The sequence below is a fragment of the Pseudomonas sp. 05N431 genome, assembly GCF_056397005.1.
This window is the reverse complement of record NZ_JBFTMN010000009.1, coordinates 276,880-290,757: the sequence shown is the minus strand read 5'-3', so window position 1 is coordinate 290,757 and position 13,878 is coordinate 276,880. Positions and strand designations below refer to the sequence as shown.

Below are 13,878 nucleotides of genomic sequence, written 5' to 3'. Positions count from 1 at the left end.
TCGGTTCAAGCGGCAAGTATGCCCGGATTCTACGGAGCGCCCGTTCAGACTTTGTGACAATTAATAAACGCAGACTTTGGTCACTCGGCTAATCCAAGAGAGGGGACTCTCAAGGACAGGCTAATGCGCACAGGGATGTTGGCGCTCGCGTTGGGTCTGTTGGCCTTGCGATTTTTACCGGTGTTGCCACCGATCGGGCTGCTGCTGTTGCTGCCCGTACTGGCATTGATGCTGTTGCCGTTTCGCACGTATCCACTGGCGTTTTTTCTGTTCGGTTTCAGCTGGGCGTGTGCCAGTGCGCACTGGGCTTTGGCAGATCGTTTGGCGCCGGATCTCGACGGGCAAACCCGTTGGGTCGAAGGACGAGTCGTCGGCTTGCCGCAGAACGCGCAAGGCGTGGCACGTTTCGAATTGGCCGATGGCGAATCGCGGCGCACACGCTTGCCCGGTTTGATGCGGTTGGCCTGGTACGCCGGTCCGACCGTCAACAGCGGCGAGCGCTGGCGACTGGCGGTGAAATTGAAGCGCCCCACGGGGCTGCTCAATCCGCAGGCCTTTGATTACGACGCCTGGTTGCTGGCACAACGCATCGGCGCTACGGGAAGCGTCAAGGACGGGCAGTTGCTTCGGCCTGCACAAGGGGCCTGGCGTGATGCTGTTCGCCAGCGTTTGCTGGCGGTCGATGCTCAAGGGCGAGAGGGGGCGTTGGCGGCGCTGGTGCTGGGCGACGGCTCTGGATTGAGCAGCGAAGACTGGCGCGTGTTGCAAGACACCGGCACCGTGCATTTGCTGGTGATTTCCGGGCAGCACATCGGTTTGCTGGCCGGAATGGTTTATCTGCTGATTGCCGGATTGGCGCGTTATGGACTGTGGCCACGGAGATTGCCCTGGCTGCCGTGGGCCTGCGGCATGGCCTTCGCGGCAGCGCTCGGTTATGGATTGCTGGCGGGTTTCGAGGTGCCGGTGCGCCGGGCCTGCGTGATGATTGGTCTGGTGCTGTTATGGCGCCTGCGGTTTCGCCATTTGGGTGCCTGGTGGCCATTGCTGTTGGCATTGAATGCAGTGCTATTGCTTGAGCCGCTGGCCAGTTTGCAGCCGGGATTCTGGTTGTCATTTGCAGCGGTGGCGGTGCTGATCTTCACCTTCAGCGGCCGCTTGGGCGCCTGGCGCTGGTGGCAAACCTGGACGCGGGCGCAATGGCTGATCGCGATAGGCTTGTGTCCGTTTCTGCTGATACTCGGTTTGCCCATCAGCCTCAGTGGTCCGCTGACCAATCTGCTGGCGGTGCCCTGGATCAGTCTGGTGGTGCTGCCCCCGGCCTTGCTGGGGACATTGTTGCTGCCGCTGCCTTATGTCGGCGAAGGGCTGTTGTGGCTGGCCGGCGGCTTGCTCGACGTGCTGTTCAACGGTCTGGCGTTGGTGGCCGGGCGGATACCGGCATGGGTTGCCCCGGCAATTCCCCTTTGGGTCTGGGGGATAAGTGCGTTTGGCGCTTTTCTACTGTTGTTGCCCAAGGGCCTGCCCATGCGGTTGTTGGGCTGGCCGATGTTGCTGTTGATGGTGTTCCCGCCACTCAGAACGGTGCCTGACGGCATGGCTGAAATCTGGCAACTGGACGTCGGCCAAGGCCTGGCCATCGTGGTCCGCACGCGTCATCACACGTTGCTCTACGACGCTGGTCCGCGTTTCGGTGATTTCGACCTGGGCGAGCGGGTGGTGTTGCCGTCGTTGCGCAAGCTCGGTGTTCGCAAGCTGGAGGTGATGCTGATCAGTCACGCCGATGCCGATCACGCCGGTGGCGCGCGCTCGGTCGCACGCGGATTGCCGGTAGCGCAGGTGCTCAGCGGTGATCCCGAAGCACTGTCCGCCGAGTTGCACGCGCAAGCCTGCGAGAGCGGTCAGCGCTGGGAGTGGGACGGTGTGGGTTTTGCGCTTTGGCAATGGTCCGGGGCGAGCGAAAGCAACCAGAAATCCTGCGTCCTGCAAATCGAAGCCAACGGCGAGCGCCTGTTGTTGACCGGCGACATTGACGCCCGGGCCGAACAGGCGTTGCTGGAAAGTCCGCTGGCGGTCGCGACCGACTGGCTACAGGCGCCGCATCACGGCAGTCGCAGCTCATCGTCGATGGCCTTCCTCACGGCATTGGCGCCTAAAGCTGTGTTGATTTCTCGTGGGCACGACAATTCGTTCGGTCATCCGCATCCGCAAGTGCTGGCGCGTTATCGCAAGCTGGGTATGCAGGTTTATGACAGCGCCGAGCAGGGCGCCTTGCGTTTGCGTCTGGGGGCGTTCGAGGCGCCCGAGTCACTGCGCCAGCAACCACGTTTCTGGCGTGCACCGCCGTTGGTCAGCCAATAACCACCGGTCATCAGCGCGGCGCGCCATGCGACACACGGTCTGTGGCGTGTCGGGTCTCTCTGTCGAGTCTGTATGTTAAAGTGGCGGACTTTTTCGAGGGGACTGTCACTGTGTGGGAATTGGTCAAATCCGGCGGCTGGATGATGCTGCCGATCATTCTGAGTTCCATCGCGGCAATGGCGATCGTTGCCGAGCGTCTCTGGACCTTGCGGGCCAGCCGTGTGACCCCGGAGCATTTGCTCGGGCAGGTCTGGGTCTGGATCAAGGACAAGCAACTCAACAAGGAAAAACTCAAGGAACTGCGCGCCAACTCACCGTTGGGCGAGATCCTCGCGGCGGGCCTGGCCAACTCCAAGCATGGTCGCGAGATCATGAAAGAGTGCATCGAAGAGGCCGCTGCCCGAGTGATCCACGAGCTGGAACGCTACATCAACGCGCTGGGCACCATCGCCGCCATGGCGCCGTTGCTCGGCCTGCTCGGCACGGTGTTGGGCATGATCGATATCTTCAGTTCGTTCATGAGCACCGGCATGACCACCAACGCTGCGGTGCTGGCCGGCGGTATTTCCAAAGCCTTGATCACCACGGCTTCGGGCCTGATCGTCGGTATCCCGTCGGTGTTCTTCCACCGGTTCCTGCAACGGCGCATCGATGAACTCGTCGTGGGCATGGAGCAGGAAGCCATCAAGCTGGTTGAAGTGGTGCAGGGCGACCGTGACGTCGATCTGGCTGAGGGCAAAGCGTGAAATTCCGCCGCAAGCAACGGGAGAACGTGGACATCAACCTCGTGTCGCTGATCGACGTGGTGTTTGTCCTGCTGCTGTTTTTCGTCGTGACCACCACCTTTACCCGTGAAACCCAGCTGCGCGTCGACCTGCCGGAAGCTGTCAGCGGGTCGCCTGCCGAAGACCAGCAGATCAAGCCACTGGACATCGCCATCAGCGCCGACGGAGTGTTTTCGGTCAACAATCAATTGTTGCCGAAGAACGATCTGGCCAGCCTGATCGACGCCTTGAAGAGGGAGTCCAACGGCGACACCAAGGCACCGCTGTCCATCAGCGCCGATGGCAAAACCCAGCATCAGGCCGTCGTCACGGCGATGGATGCTGCGGGCAAGCTGGGTTTCACCCACTTGCGCATGACCACCGTCGAGGCGGCGCCGGCACCCTGATGGCCATGTCCGATCGTTTGCTCGCCGCCTGGTACGCTGGTCATCCGGCGCTGAAACTGTTGCAGCCACTGGAGTGGCTGTACCGGCGCGTGGTCACGGCCAAGCGCGAACGGTTTCTGGCAGGCCAAGGTGAGATCTACCAACCGCCGGTGCCGCTGATCGTGGTCGGCAACATTACGGTGGGCGGTACCGGCAAGACGCCGTTGATCCTGTGGATGATTGAACACTGCCAGCGTAGTGGTTTGCGGGTGGGCGTGGTCAGTCGTGGTTATGGCGCCAAACCGCCGCAACTGCCCTGGCGGGTCGAAGCCGAACAGAGTGCAGCCGTCGCTGGCGATGAACCGCTGTTGATCGTCCAGCGCACCGGCGTGCCGTTGATGATTGACCCCGATCGCAGTCGCGCCGTGCAGGCACTGCTGGCCGCTGAGCCGCTGGATCTGATCTTGTCTGACGATGGCATGCAGCATTACCGTCTGGCGCGCGATCTTGAGCTGGTGTTGATCGATGCCGCACGCGGACTGGGCAATAAACGCTGCCTGCCGGCGGGCCCTCTGCGTGAACCGGTCGAACGCCTGCAAAGCGTCGATGCGCTGCTCTACAACGGCGCCACGACAGATCGAGACGACGGCTTTGCCTTCCAGCTGCAGCCAACCGCGCTGGTCAACCTGCTGACGGGCGAACGCCGCTCGCTTGAGCATTTCCCTGCCGGTCAGGCCCTGCACGCGGTGGCTGGAATCGGTAATCCGCAACGTTTCTTCAATACCCTTGAAACGCTACACTGGCAGCCTGTTCCACATGCTTTTGCCGATCACGCCGAATACAGCGCGGCGGCCTTGAATTTCACACCGTCGCTACCGTTGGTGATGACCGAGAAGGATGCGGTGAAATGCCGAACCTTCGCGGCCGCTGACTGGTGGTATCTGACGGTCGATGCTGCGCCATCGCCGGCCTTCGTGGCCTGGTTCGACACGCAGTTGATGCGGCTGTTGCCCGCACGTCTTTTGCCTTAAAACGCTTTTATCCAGGGAATGCTCATGGACACCAAATTGCTCGACATCCTCGCTTGCCCGATCTGCAAAGGTCCGCTCAAGCTCAGCGCCGATAAAACCGAGCTGATCAGCAAAGGCGCCGGTCTGGCCTATCCGATTCGTGATGGCATTCCGGTGATGCTCGAAAGCGAAGCGCGCACCCTGACGGCAGAAGAGCGTCTGGATAAATGAGCACAGCCTTCACCGTCGTGATTCCGTCGCGTTTTGCTTCCACCCGTCTGCCGGGCAAGCCTCTGCAAATGATCGCCGGCAAGCCGATGATCCAGCACGTTTGGGAACAGGCGAGCAAAAGCAGCGCGCAGCGGGTGGTCGTCGCCACTGACGATGCGCGCATTGTCGAGGCCTGCAAGGCCTTTGGCGCTGAAGTGGTGATGACCCGCGAGGACCACAACTCCGGCACCGATCGTCTGGCTGAAGTCGCCACCCAATTGGGCCTGGCGCCGGACGCTATCGTGGTCAACGTGCAGGGCGACGAGCCGTTGATTCCGCCGAGTGTGATCGATCAGGTTGCGGCCAATCTGGCGGCTCATACCGAAGCGCGTATGGCGACCCTCGCCGAGCCGATCGAAGACATTGAAACCCTGTTCAACCCCAGCGTGGTCAAGGTCGTCAGCGATCTGAATGGCCTGGCGCTGACGTTCAGTCGCGCCACCTTGCCGTGGGCGCGGGACGACTTCGCCAAGAGTCGCGAGCAATTGCCGGCTGGCGTTCCTTACCGTCGGCACATCGGGATCTATGCCTACCGCGCCGGTTTCCTGCATGACTTCGTCAGCTGGGGCCCGTGCTGGCTGGAAAACACCGAGAGTCTGGAGCAGCTGCGTGCGCTCTGGCACGGTGTGCGGATTCACGTTGCCGATGCACTGATTGCACCGCCACCGGGTGTCGACACGGCGGAAGACCTCGAACGCGTTCGTCGCCTGCTGGAGGCCTGATGCGGGTTCTGTTCGTCTGCCTGGGCAATATCTGCCGTTCACCCACGGCTGAAGGTGTACTGCGACACAAACTGCGTGAAGCCGGTTTGGCCGATCAGGTCGAAGTGGCTTCTGCGGGCACCGGTGACTGGCACGTCGGCAAGGCGCCGGACAAGCGCAGCCAGGCTGCCGCGCTACGCCGTGGTTATGACCTGTCCGCGCAACGCGCCCAACAGGTCACGCGCGCCGACTTTTCCAGTTATGACCTGATCCTCGCCATGGACCACAGCAACCTGCGTAACCTCAAGGCGCTGCAACCGGCCAAGGGCAGGGCAGAGCTGGATTTGTTCCTGCGCCGCTATGAGTCGAGCGTGGATGAAGTGCCGGATCCTTATTACGACGGCGATCAAGGTTTCGAGCAGGTACTGGACCTGATCGAGCGCGCCAGTGATTTGCTGGTGATTGAATTGAAGGGACGCTTATGACTTTGCACCTGCAATCGCAGGTTTCGCTGAAGCCGTACAACACCTTTGGCGTGGACGTGCGGGCGCAATTGTTCGCCGAAGCCCACAGTGATGCCGATGTACGCGAGGCGCTGGCGTATTCGGCCGCGCACGCTGTGCCGCTGCTGGTGATTGGCGGTGGCAGCAACCTGTTGCTGACTGCGGACATTGCCGCGCTGGTGCTGCGCATGGCCACCCGTGGCATTCGGGTGTTGAGCGACAACGGCAGTCAGGTGGTGATCGAAGCCGAGGCCGGCGAAAGCTGGCACCCGTTTGTTCAATGGACCCTGGCGCAGGGCCTGTCGGGCCTTGAGAACCTCAGCCTGATCCCCGGCACTGTCGGTGCTGCGCCGATGCAGAACATCGGGGCCTATGGGGTCGAGATCAAGGATGTGTTCGCCGGTCTGACCGCGCTGGACCGCCAGACCGGCGAGCTGCGCGACTTCACGCTGGCCGAGTGCAACTTTGCCTACCGCGACAGCTTGTTCAAGCAGCAGGTCGGTCGCTGGCTGATCCTGCGGGTACGGTTTGCCCTGAATCGCGTCGAGCATCTGCATCTGGAATACGGCCCGGTTCGTCAGCGTTTGACCGAGCAAGGCATCGATCATCCCACCGCGACTGATGTCAGCCAGGCGATTTGCAGCATTCGCAATGAGAAGCTCCCTGACCCGGCGGTGCTCGGTAATGCCGGCAGCTTTTTCAAGAACCCGTTGGTGTCAAACGTGCTGGCGGAACAAATTCGCCTTGAGCATCCGGGCCTGGTTGGTTATCCACAAGCGGATGGCCGGGTGAAGCTGGCGGCCGGCTGGTTGATCGAGCAGGCGGGCTGGAAGGGCTTTCGTGACGGCGATGCCGGCGTGCATCGCTTGCAGTCGCTGGTGCTGGTCAACTACGGCACGGCCACCGGGCTTGAGCTGCTTCATCTGGCACAGCGGATCCAGAGAGACATCGCCGAGCGCTTCAATGTCGAGCTGGAAATGGAGCCGAATCAGTATTGAGCTACGCTTGATCGCTGAATCCAGAGCCCTGCACACCTACCTTGGTTGCAGGGCTTTTTTGTTAATGCTGAGTTAACTTAGCCTGCTAACGATGCAATCATTTGCTCCATAACTCTACCTATATGCGGGCGTGCCTATGATTACCCTGAAGCTCAATGGTCAAGATCATCAACTCGACGTCTCCGAGGACATGCCGCTGCTCTGGGCAATCCGCGATGTGGCCGGTTACAACGGCACCAAATTCGGTTGCGGCATGGGCCTGTGTGGCGCTTGCACGATTCATATCGACGGCGCCCCGGCGCGCAGTTGCATCACGCCTATTGGTTCAGTGATCGGGCAGGACGTCAGCACCATCGATAACCTGCACAGCGATCCGGTTGGCCAGGTCGTCCAGCAAGCCTGGCTCGACACGGCAGTCGCCCAGTGCGGTTTTTGCCAGGGTGGGCAGATCATGTCGGCCACTGCGTTGCTCAAGACCAACCCCAATCCCAGCGATGATCAAATCGAACAGGCGATGGTCGGCAATATCTGCCGCTGCGGCACGTACAACCGCATCAAGACCGCGATCCGCCAGGCCTCCACTCATCTGCAGGAGCGCAAGGCATGAGCCAGCTACCGAATGATTTCGCCCTGAGCAATCTCAGCCGTCGCGGTTTTCTCAAAGGCGTGAGTGCGACTGGTGCGCTGGTGCTCGCCGCCAGTTGGGGCTGGCAGGACGCGTTCGCCGAAGAGAAGAAGTTCGGTGCCGCCGGTATGCCCAACGGCTGGATCGATGATCCCAAGGTCTACGTGAGCATTGCCGCCGACGGCAGCGTGACGGTGGTCTGCAACCGTTCGGAAATGGGCCAGGGTGTGCGCACCAGCTTGAGCATGGTGGTCGCCGATGAACTGGACGCCGATTGGGCGCGGGTCTTGGTCCGGCAGGCGCCGGGTGATGAGGTGCGCTTCGGCAATCAGGACACTGACGGCTCGCGCAGCATGCGTCATTGGTACGAGCCGATGCGCCGTTGCGGTGCCGCTGCACGAACCATGCTGGAACAAGCCGCAGCCGATCAGTGGAAAGTCCCGGTTGGCGAGTGCCGAGCGCAATTGCACAAAGTTATCCACCAGCCCACCGGGCGTGAACTCGGTTACGGTGCGCTCGCCGCCGCTGCGGGTGCGCTGGCCGTGCCGGCTCGTGAAAGCCTGCGGCTCAAGCAGCCTTCAGAGTTTCGCTATATCGGCAAAGAGTCGACCCGGGCGATCGACGGTGCAGACATCGTCAATGGTCGTGCGGTCTACGGTGCCGATGTGCACTTTGACGGCATGCTTTTCGCCACCGTGGCGCGGCCGGCGGTGTATGGCGGCAAGGTCAAGTCCTTCGATGCCAGCGCGGCGCTGAAAGTCCCGGGAGTGGTCAAGGTTATCCAGATTGAAAATCGCCCATTGCCCTCGGAATTCCAGCCGTTGGGCGGGGTGGCGGTGATTGCCAGCAATACCTGGGCGGCGATCAAGGGGCGTGAAGCGCTGAAGATCGAGTGGGATGACGGTGCCAATGCCGGTTACGACTCGATTGCCTACCGCAAGGAGCTGGAAGCCGCCGCCCTGAAGCCGGGCAAAGTGGTGCGCAGCACCGGCAATATCGATGAGGCCATGAACAGCGCCGACAGCAGTCTGGAGGCGGCCTACTATCTGCCGCATCTGGCGCAGTCGCCGATGGAGCCGATGGTTGCCGTTGCACGTTTCAAGGATGGCCATTGCGAAGCCTGGGCGCCGAGTCAGGCCCCGCAAGTGACCCGCGAGCGCATTGCCGAGCGCTTGGGCATTGCATTCGACAAGGTCACGGTCAACGTCACCTTGTTGGGCGGCGGTTTCGGTCGCAAGTCCAAGCCGGACTTCATTCTGGAGGCAGCGATTCTGGCCAAGGAGTTTCCCGGCAAGGCTGTGCGCGTGCAATGGACCCGTGAAGATGACATCCATTGTTCGTACTTCCATACCGTCTCTGCGGAATACCTCAAGGCCAGCCTGAACAAGGACGGTATGCCGTCCGGTTGGTTGCACCGCACCGTGGCGCCAAGCATCACTGCGTTGTTCGCGCCAGGCATGAATCACGAAGCGGCCTTCGAGTTGGGCATGGGCTTTACCAACATGGCCTACGCGATTCCCAATGTGCGCCTGGAAAACCCTGACGCGGCGGCGTATACCCGGGTTGGTTGGTATCGCTCAGTGTCGAACATCCCTCACGGTTTTGCGATTCAGAGCTTTGTCGACGAGTTGGCGCACAAGGCCGGACAAGACCCGCTGAAGTACCAGATCAAGCTCTTGGGGCCGGACCGTCAGATCGATCCGCGAACCCTGAGCGAAGAGTGGAACTACGGCGAATCCCCTGAGCGTTATCCCATCGATACGGCGCGCCTGCGTGGCGTCCTGGAAACGGCGGCCAAGGGTGCCGGTTGGGGGCGAAAACTTCCCAAGGGCCGTGGTTTGGGCCTGGCGGTGCATTACAGCTTCGTCACCTATGTGGCGGCGGTCATCGAGGTTGAAGTCAAGGACGACGGTACGCTGATCGTGCACAAGGCCGACATCGCGGTCGATTGCGGTCCGCAGATCAACCCGGAACGGATTCGCTCGCAGTTCGAAGGTGCCTGCGTGATGGGCCTGGGTAACGCGGTGCTGGGTGAAATCAGCTTCAAGGACGGCAAGGTCCAGCAGGACAACTTCCATATGTACGAAGTGGCGCGCATGTCCCTGGCGCCGAAAGAGGTGGCGGTGCATTTGGTCACGCCGGCGGGCAACGTGCCGCTGGGCGGTGTCGGTGAGCCGGGCGTGCCGCCCATCGCTCCGGCGTTGTGCAATGCGATCTTCGCCGCCACCGGCAAGCGTATTCGCAGCTTGCCAGTGCGCTATCAGCTGCAAGGCTGGCAGCAGACCAAAGCCTGATGCGCAGCGTCGAGCAGGGTTTGAAGCTGGGCGCGATCATTCTCGCGGCGGGGCAGGGCAGTCGTTATCGACAAGTGGCGGGTGCCGATCAGGACAAGTTGCTGGCGAAGTGCGAAGGGCGCGACGGCATTGTGCGGCCGGTGATCGAACAGGTGCTGCGCAATCTGCCGAAGGGCGTGGACACCCGGTTGTTGGTGACGACGCCGGATCGTCCAGAGGTTGCACGGCTGGCCCGGGCTTATGGTTGCCAGGTGCTGTTGCTGGCATCGGCGGGCATGGGAGACAGCATTGCGGCGGCAGTCGCTGCGTGTCCGGCGCTGGATGGCTGGCTGGTGGTGTTGGGCGATATGCCGTTTATCTTGCCGTCGAGTATCGAGCGGATTGTTGAGGGGATAGCGGTCGATACCATCCGTGTGCCCGTGCAAGGTGGCGAGTTTGGGCATCCAGTGGGATTTGGGCGTTCGTTGGGTGCAGCGCTGATGGCGTTGTCCGGCGACCGCGGGGCCAAGCCGTTGTTTGCCTCGGCGAAAGTGGTTGAGGTGGCGGTGAATGATCCCGGAGTGTTGTGGGATGTGGATGTGCCTGAGGCGTTGGTCTTCAAGTAGTCCCGGCACAGATCCAATGTGGGAGCGAGCTTGCTCGCGATAGCGATTTAACATTCAACATTGATGCAAGCTGATCCTCCGCTATCGCGAGCAAGCTCGCTCCCACAGGGGATTGGTGTGATGTTAAAGACATAAAAAAGCCCCGCCTGGGTTACCAGGCGGGGCTTTTTAGTGGCTGATGGAATCAGGCGAGGGGTTTAGGCTCGTGCTCTTTTTCCAGGGCCTCAGGTTTGTGCTCTACCACTTCTTCGACGGAACGCAGGTTTTCGTCGATGACTGGGGCAGCAGGCTCGGCGGTCACTTCAGCGGCCGGGGCAGGGGCTGCCTCGACGACTTCAGCAACAACCGGGGCTGGCTCGGCAGCAACAGCCGGTGCAGCAGCGGCAGCCAGTTCGGCTTCCTTCTGCAGGCGCTCCTCTTCACGCTTGCGGCGACGCACTTCACGTGGGTCGTTTGGCGCGCGACCACTTGGCGTCAGGGCGCTGACAGGGGCGGTTTCGACAACCGGTGCAGCCACTTCGGCGACAACCGGAGCTTCAACCACCGGAGCTGGCTCGGCAACAACAGCCGGGGCTTCAGCGACTGGCGCTGGAGCTTCGACAGCTGCAGTTTCTGCAACCCAGTTGAACGCAGTTTGCTCTTCGCGAACCTCAGGCGCCTTTTCAGCGACCGGGGCTTCAACCACAGGCTCTGCAGCGACTACTGGCTGTTCGGCAACTACTACTGGTTCAACGGCAGCGTGAACTTCAGGCTGTGCTTCACGAACTGGAGCTACTTCGACGGCAGGAGCGACAGGCGCTTCAACCGGGGTGGTGGCTTCCACGACAGGCGCTTCAACCTGAGCAACTTCTTCAGTCACGGCAGCAGTAGCGCGTTCAGCTTGCTGGTGAGCCTGAGCTTCAGCAGGAGCGCTGATCACGGTGCTGGCAACAGCGGCGGTAACGGCCAGGCCAGCAGCCAGTTCAGCGCCTGTTGGCTCTTCGCTGGTTTCGGACTCTTCCGAGCCTTCGATCACGTTGCCGTTGGCATCGCGTTGACGCTCGCGACGGTTGCTGCGACGACGCTGGCCACGGGAGCGGCGGCGTGGACGATCGCCTTCGGCGTTTTCCTGGCCATCTTCCTGCAGTTGCTCTTCGCTGGTTGGCAGCTCTTCTTCAGCAACGGCAGCAGCGGCTTGTTCGGCACGTGGTTGACGTTCTTCACGCGGTGGGCGTGGAGCGCGCTCTTCACGTGGCTGACGGGCCGGACGCTCTTCAGCAACAGCAGTTACAGCGGCGGCAGCGGCTGGCGCGGCATCCAGAGGTTCACGCAGTTCACGAACCGGGCGCTCTTCACGCTCGCCACGTGGCTTGCGATCTTCACGAGGGGGACGTGGTGCGCGCTCTTCACGCGGAGGGCGCGGTGCGCGTTCTTCGCGAGCGACTGCTGGAGTCTCTTCGCGGGCTTCGCGTGGTTGACGCTCTTCACGAGGCTCGCGCGGTGCACGTTCTTCACGAGGCGCGCGTTCTTCGCGTGGTTTGCGTTCTTCATCGCGGCGACCGTTACGGTTGCGGCTCTGCTGACGACCGTTACGACGCTCTTCGTTGCGTGCCGGACGCTCGGCGGCTGGTTTTTCAACCACAACCGGAGCAGCAGGCTCTTCCTTGGTGGCGAACAGGCTGACCAGCGACTTCACCAGGCCTTTGAACAGGCTTGGCTCGGGTGCAGCGACCGGAGCGGCAACCGGGGTAGCAACGACTTCGGTCGGAACCGGAGCGTTGGCACGGGCTGGAGCAGTTTTTACGGCGGCTTCCTGGCGAACCAGGGTGCGGGTGGCGGCGGCCGGTTGAACTTCTTCCACTTCAGCAGCGGCAGCAGCGATTTCGTAGCTGGACTGGTTGATGTGGGCTTCCGGGCTGTCATCGCGCAGACGCTGAACTTCGAAGTGCGGCGTTTCGAGGTGATCGTTCGGCAGGATGATGATGCGGGCACGGGTGCGCAGTTCGATCTTGGTGATCGAGTTGCGTTTTTCGTTCAGCAGGAACGCAGCGACCGGGATCGGCACTTGTGCACGAACTTCGGCGGTACGGTCTTTCAGGGCTTCTTCTTCGATCAGGCGCAGGATGGCCAGCGACAGCGATTCAACGTCACGGATGATGCCGGTGCCGTTGCAGCGTGGGCAGACGATGCCGCTGCTTTCGCCCAGCGATGGACGCAGGCGCTGACGGGACATTTCCAGCAGGCCGAAGCGCGAGATGCGACCGACTTGCACGCGAGCGCGGTCGGCTTCCAGGCATTCGCGGACTTTCTCTTCCACGGCGCGCTGGTTCTTGGCGGGGGTCATGTCGATGAAGTCGATGACGATCAGGCCGCCGATGTCGCGCAGGCGCAACTGACGGGCGATTTCTTCGGCGGCTTCAAGGTTGGTCTGCAGGGCGGTTTCTTCGATGTCGCTGCCTTTGGTGGCGCGCGCCGAGTTGATGTCGATGGACACCAGGGCTTCGGTCGGATCGATAACGATGGAGCCGCCGGAAGGCAGCTCAACGACGCGCTGGAAAGCGGTCTCGATCTGGCTTTCGATCTGGAAACGGTTGAACAGCGGAACGCTGTCTTCGTACAGCTTGATCTTGCTGGCGTACTGCGGCATCACCTGGCGGATGAAGGTCAGGGCTTCGTCCTGGGCTTCAACGCTGTCGATCAGCACTTCGCCGATGTCCTGGCGCAGGTAGTCGCGGATCGCGCGGATGATCACGTTGCTTTCCTGGTAGATCAGGAATGGCGCGGAACGATCCAGCGAGGCTTCTTTGATGGCGGTCCACAGTTGCAGCAGGTAGTCGAGGTCCCACTGCATTTCTTCGCTGCTGCGGCCAAGACCGGCAGTGCGCACGATCAGACCCATGTCAGCCGGGGCAACCAGGCCGTTCAGGGCTTCACGCAGTTCGTTGCGCTCTTCACCTTCGATGCGACGGGAGATACCGCCGGCACGCGGGTTGTTCGGCATCAATACCAGGTAACGACCGGCCAGGCTGATGAAGGTGGTCAGGGCGGCGCCCTTGTTGCCACGTTCTTCTTTTTCGACCTGAACGATGACTTCCTGGCCTTCGCTCAGGACGTCCTTGATGTTGACGCGACCTTCAGGGGCTTTCTTGAAGTATTCGCGGGAGATTTCTTTAAGGGGCAGGAAGCCGTGGCGCTCAGAGCCGAAATCGACAAAGGCAGCCTCAAGGCTTGGTTCGATGCGAGTAATCCGGCCTTTATAGATGTTGGCCTTCTTCTGCTCGCGTGCACCGGACTCGATGTCCAGGTCGTAGAGGCGCTGGCCATCTACCAGTGCAACACGCAACTCTTCGGGTTGAGTTGCGTTAATCAGCATTCTTTTCATGTA

12 protein-coding genes are annotated in these 13,878 nt (G+C 61.5%); 11 read left to right on the top strand and 1 reads right to left on the bottom strand.

Going from position 1 to position 13,878, the window contains the following annotated elements; translation table 11 throughout:
• Positions 1 to 123 precede the first annotated feature (123 nt).
• The 11 genes from AC1DIG_RS17845 (at position 124) to AC1DIG_RS17795 (ending at position 10,514) form a co-directional block, all read left to right on the top strand.
• On the top strand, positions 124 to 2,358 hold the full coding sequence (locus AC1DIG_RS17845; protein ID WP_477768357.1) for a DNA internalization-related competence protein ComEC/Rec2: 2,235 nt from the start codon (positions 124 to 126) through the stop codon (positions 2,356 to 2,358).
• Between the two features lie 110 nt (positions 2,359 to 2,468).
• Positions 2,469 to 3,104 (top strand): MotA/TolQ/ExbB proton channel family protein, encoded by a 636-nt coding sequence (locus AC1DIG_RS17840; RefSeq protein ID WP_019689340.1) that lies wholly within the window; start codon positions 2,469 to 2,471, stop codon positions 3,102 to 3,104.
• Positions 3,101 to 3,529 carry an ExbD/TolR family protein gene (locus AC1DIG_RS17835; protein WP_477768356.1) on the top strand — a complete coding sequence of 143 codons (429 nt, stop codon included), beginning with the start codon at positions 3,101 to 3,103 and terminating at the stop codon, positions 3,527 to 3,529. Before AC1DIG_RS17840 ends, AC1DIG_RS17835 begins: the two co-directional genes overlap by 4 nt.
• Positions 3,529 to 4,539, top strand: coding sequence for a tetraacyldisaccharide 4'-kinase (gene lpxK / locus AC1DIG_RS17830; RefSeq protein WP_477768355.1), 1,011 nt, complete (start codon positions 3,529 to 3,531; stop codon positions 4,537 to 4,539). The genes AC1DIG_RS17835 and lpxK overlap by 1 nt, the downstream gene beginning before the upstream one ends.
• Positions 4,540 to 4,563: 24 nt before the next feature.
• Complete coding sequence (locus tag AC1DIG_RS17825) at positions 4,564 to 4,749, top strand: Trm112 family protein (protein ID WP_019689343.1); 186 nt, start codon at positions 4,564 to 4,566, stop codon at positions 4,747 to 4,749.
• Entirely contained in the window at positions 4,746 to 5,510 is a 765-nt protein-coding gene (gene kdsB / locus AC1DIG_RS17820) for a 3-deoxy-manno-octulosonate cytidylyltransferase (RefSeq protein WP_477768354.1), read from the top strand. The genes AC1DIG_RS17825 and kdsB overlap by 4 nt, the downstream gene beginning before the upstream one ends.
• Positions 5,510 to 5,974, top strand: coding sequence for a low molecular weight protein-tyrosine-phosphatase (locus AC1DIG_RS17815; protein WP_347927559.1), 465 nt, complete (start codon positions 5,510 to 5,512; stop codon positions 5,972 to 5,974). Before kdsB ends, AC1DIG_RS17815 begins: the two co-directional genes overlap by 1 nt.
• Entirely contained in the window at positions 5,971 to 6,990 is a 1,020-nt protein-coding gene (gene murB, locus AC1DIG_RS17810) for a UDP-N-acetylmuramate dehydrogenase (protein ID WP_477768353.1), read from the top strand. The genes AC1DIG_RS17815 and murB overlap by 4 nt, the downstream gene beginning before the upstream one ends.
• A gap of 136 nt (positions 6,991 to 7,126) precedes the next feature.
• On the top strand, positions 7,127 to 7,597 hold the full coding sequence (locus AC1DIG_RS17805; protein ID WP_477768352.1) for a (2Fe-2S)-binding protein: 471 nt from the start codon (positions 7,127 to 7,129) through the stop codon (positions 7,595 to 7,597).
• Positions 7,594 to 9,909 carry a xanthine dehydrogenase family protein molybdopterin-binding subunit gene (locus AC1DIG_RS17800; protein WP_477768351.1) on the top strand — a complete coding sequence of 772 codons (2,316 nt, stop codon included), beginning with the start codon at positions 7,594 to 7,596 and terminating at the stop codon, positions 9,907 to 9,909. The genes AC1DIG_RS17805 and AC1DIG_RS17800 overlap by 4 nt, the downstream gene beginning before the upstream one ends.
• Positions 9,909 to 10,514 (top strand): nucleotidyltransferase family protein, encoded by a 606-nt coding sequence (locus tag AC1DIG_RS17795; RefSeq protein ID WP_477768350.1) that lies wholly within the window; start codon positions 9,909 to 9,911, stop codon positions 10,512 to 10,514. The genes AC1DIG_RS17800 and AC1DIG_RS17795 overlap by 1 nt, the downstream gene beginning before the upstream one ends.
• Positions 10,515 to 10,698: 184 nt before the next feature.
• Here AC1DIG_RS17795 and rne read toward each other — a convergent pair whose 3' ends face one another.
• Positions 10,699 to 13,875: a ribonuclease E gene (rne, locus tag AC1DIG_RS17790; protein WP_477768349.1), complete on the bottom strand. Its 3,177-nt coding sequence runs from the start codon at positions 13,873 to 13,875 to the stop codon at positions 10,699 to 10,701.
• Between the last annotated feature and the right edge of the window lie 3 nt (positions 13,876 to 13,878).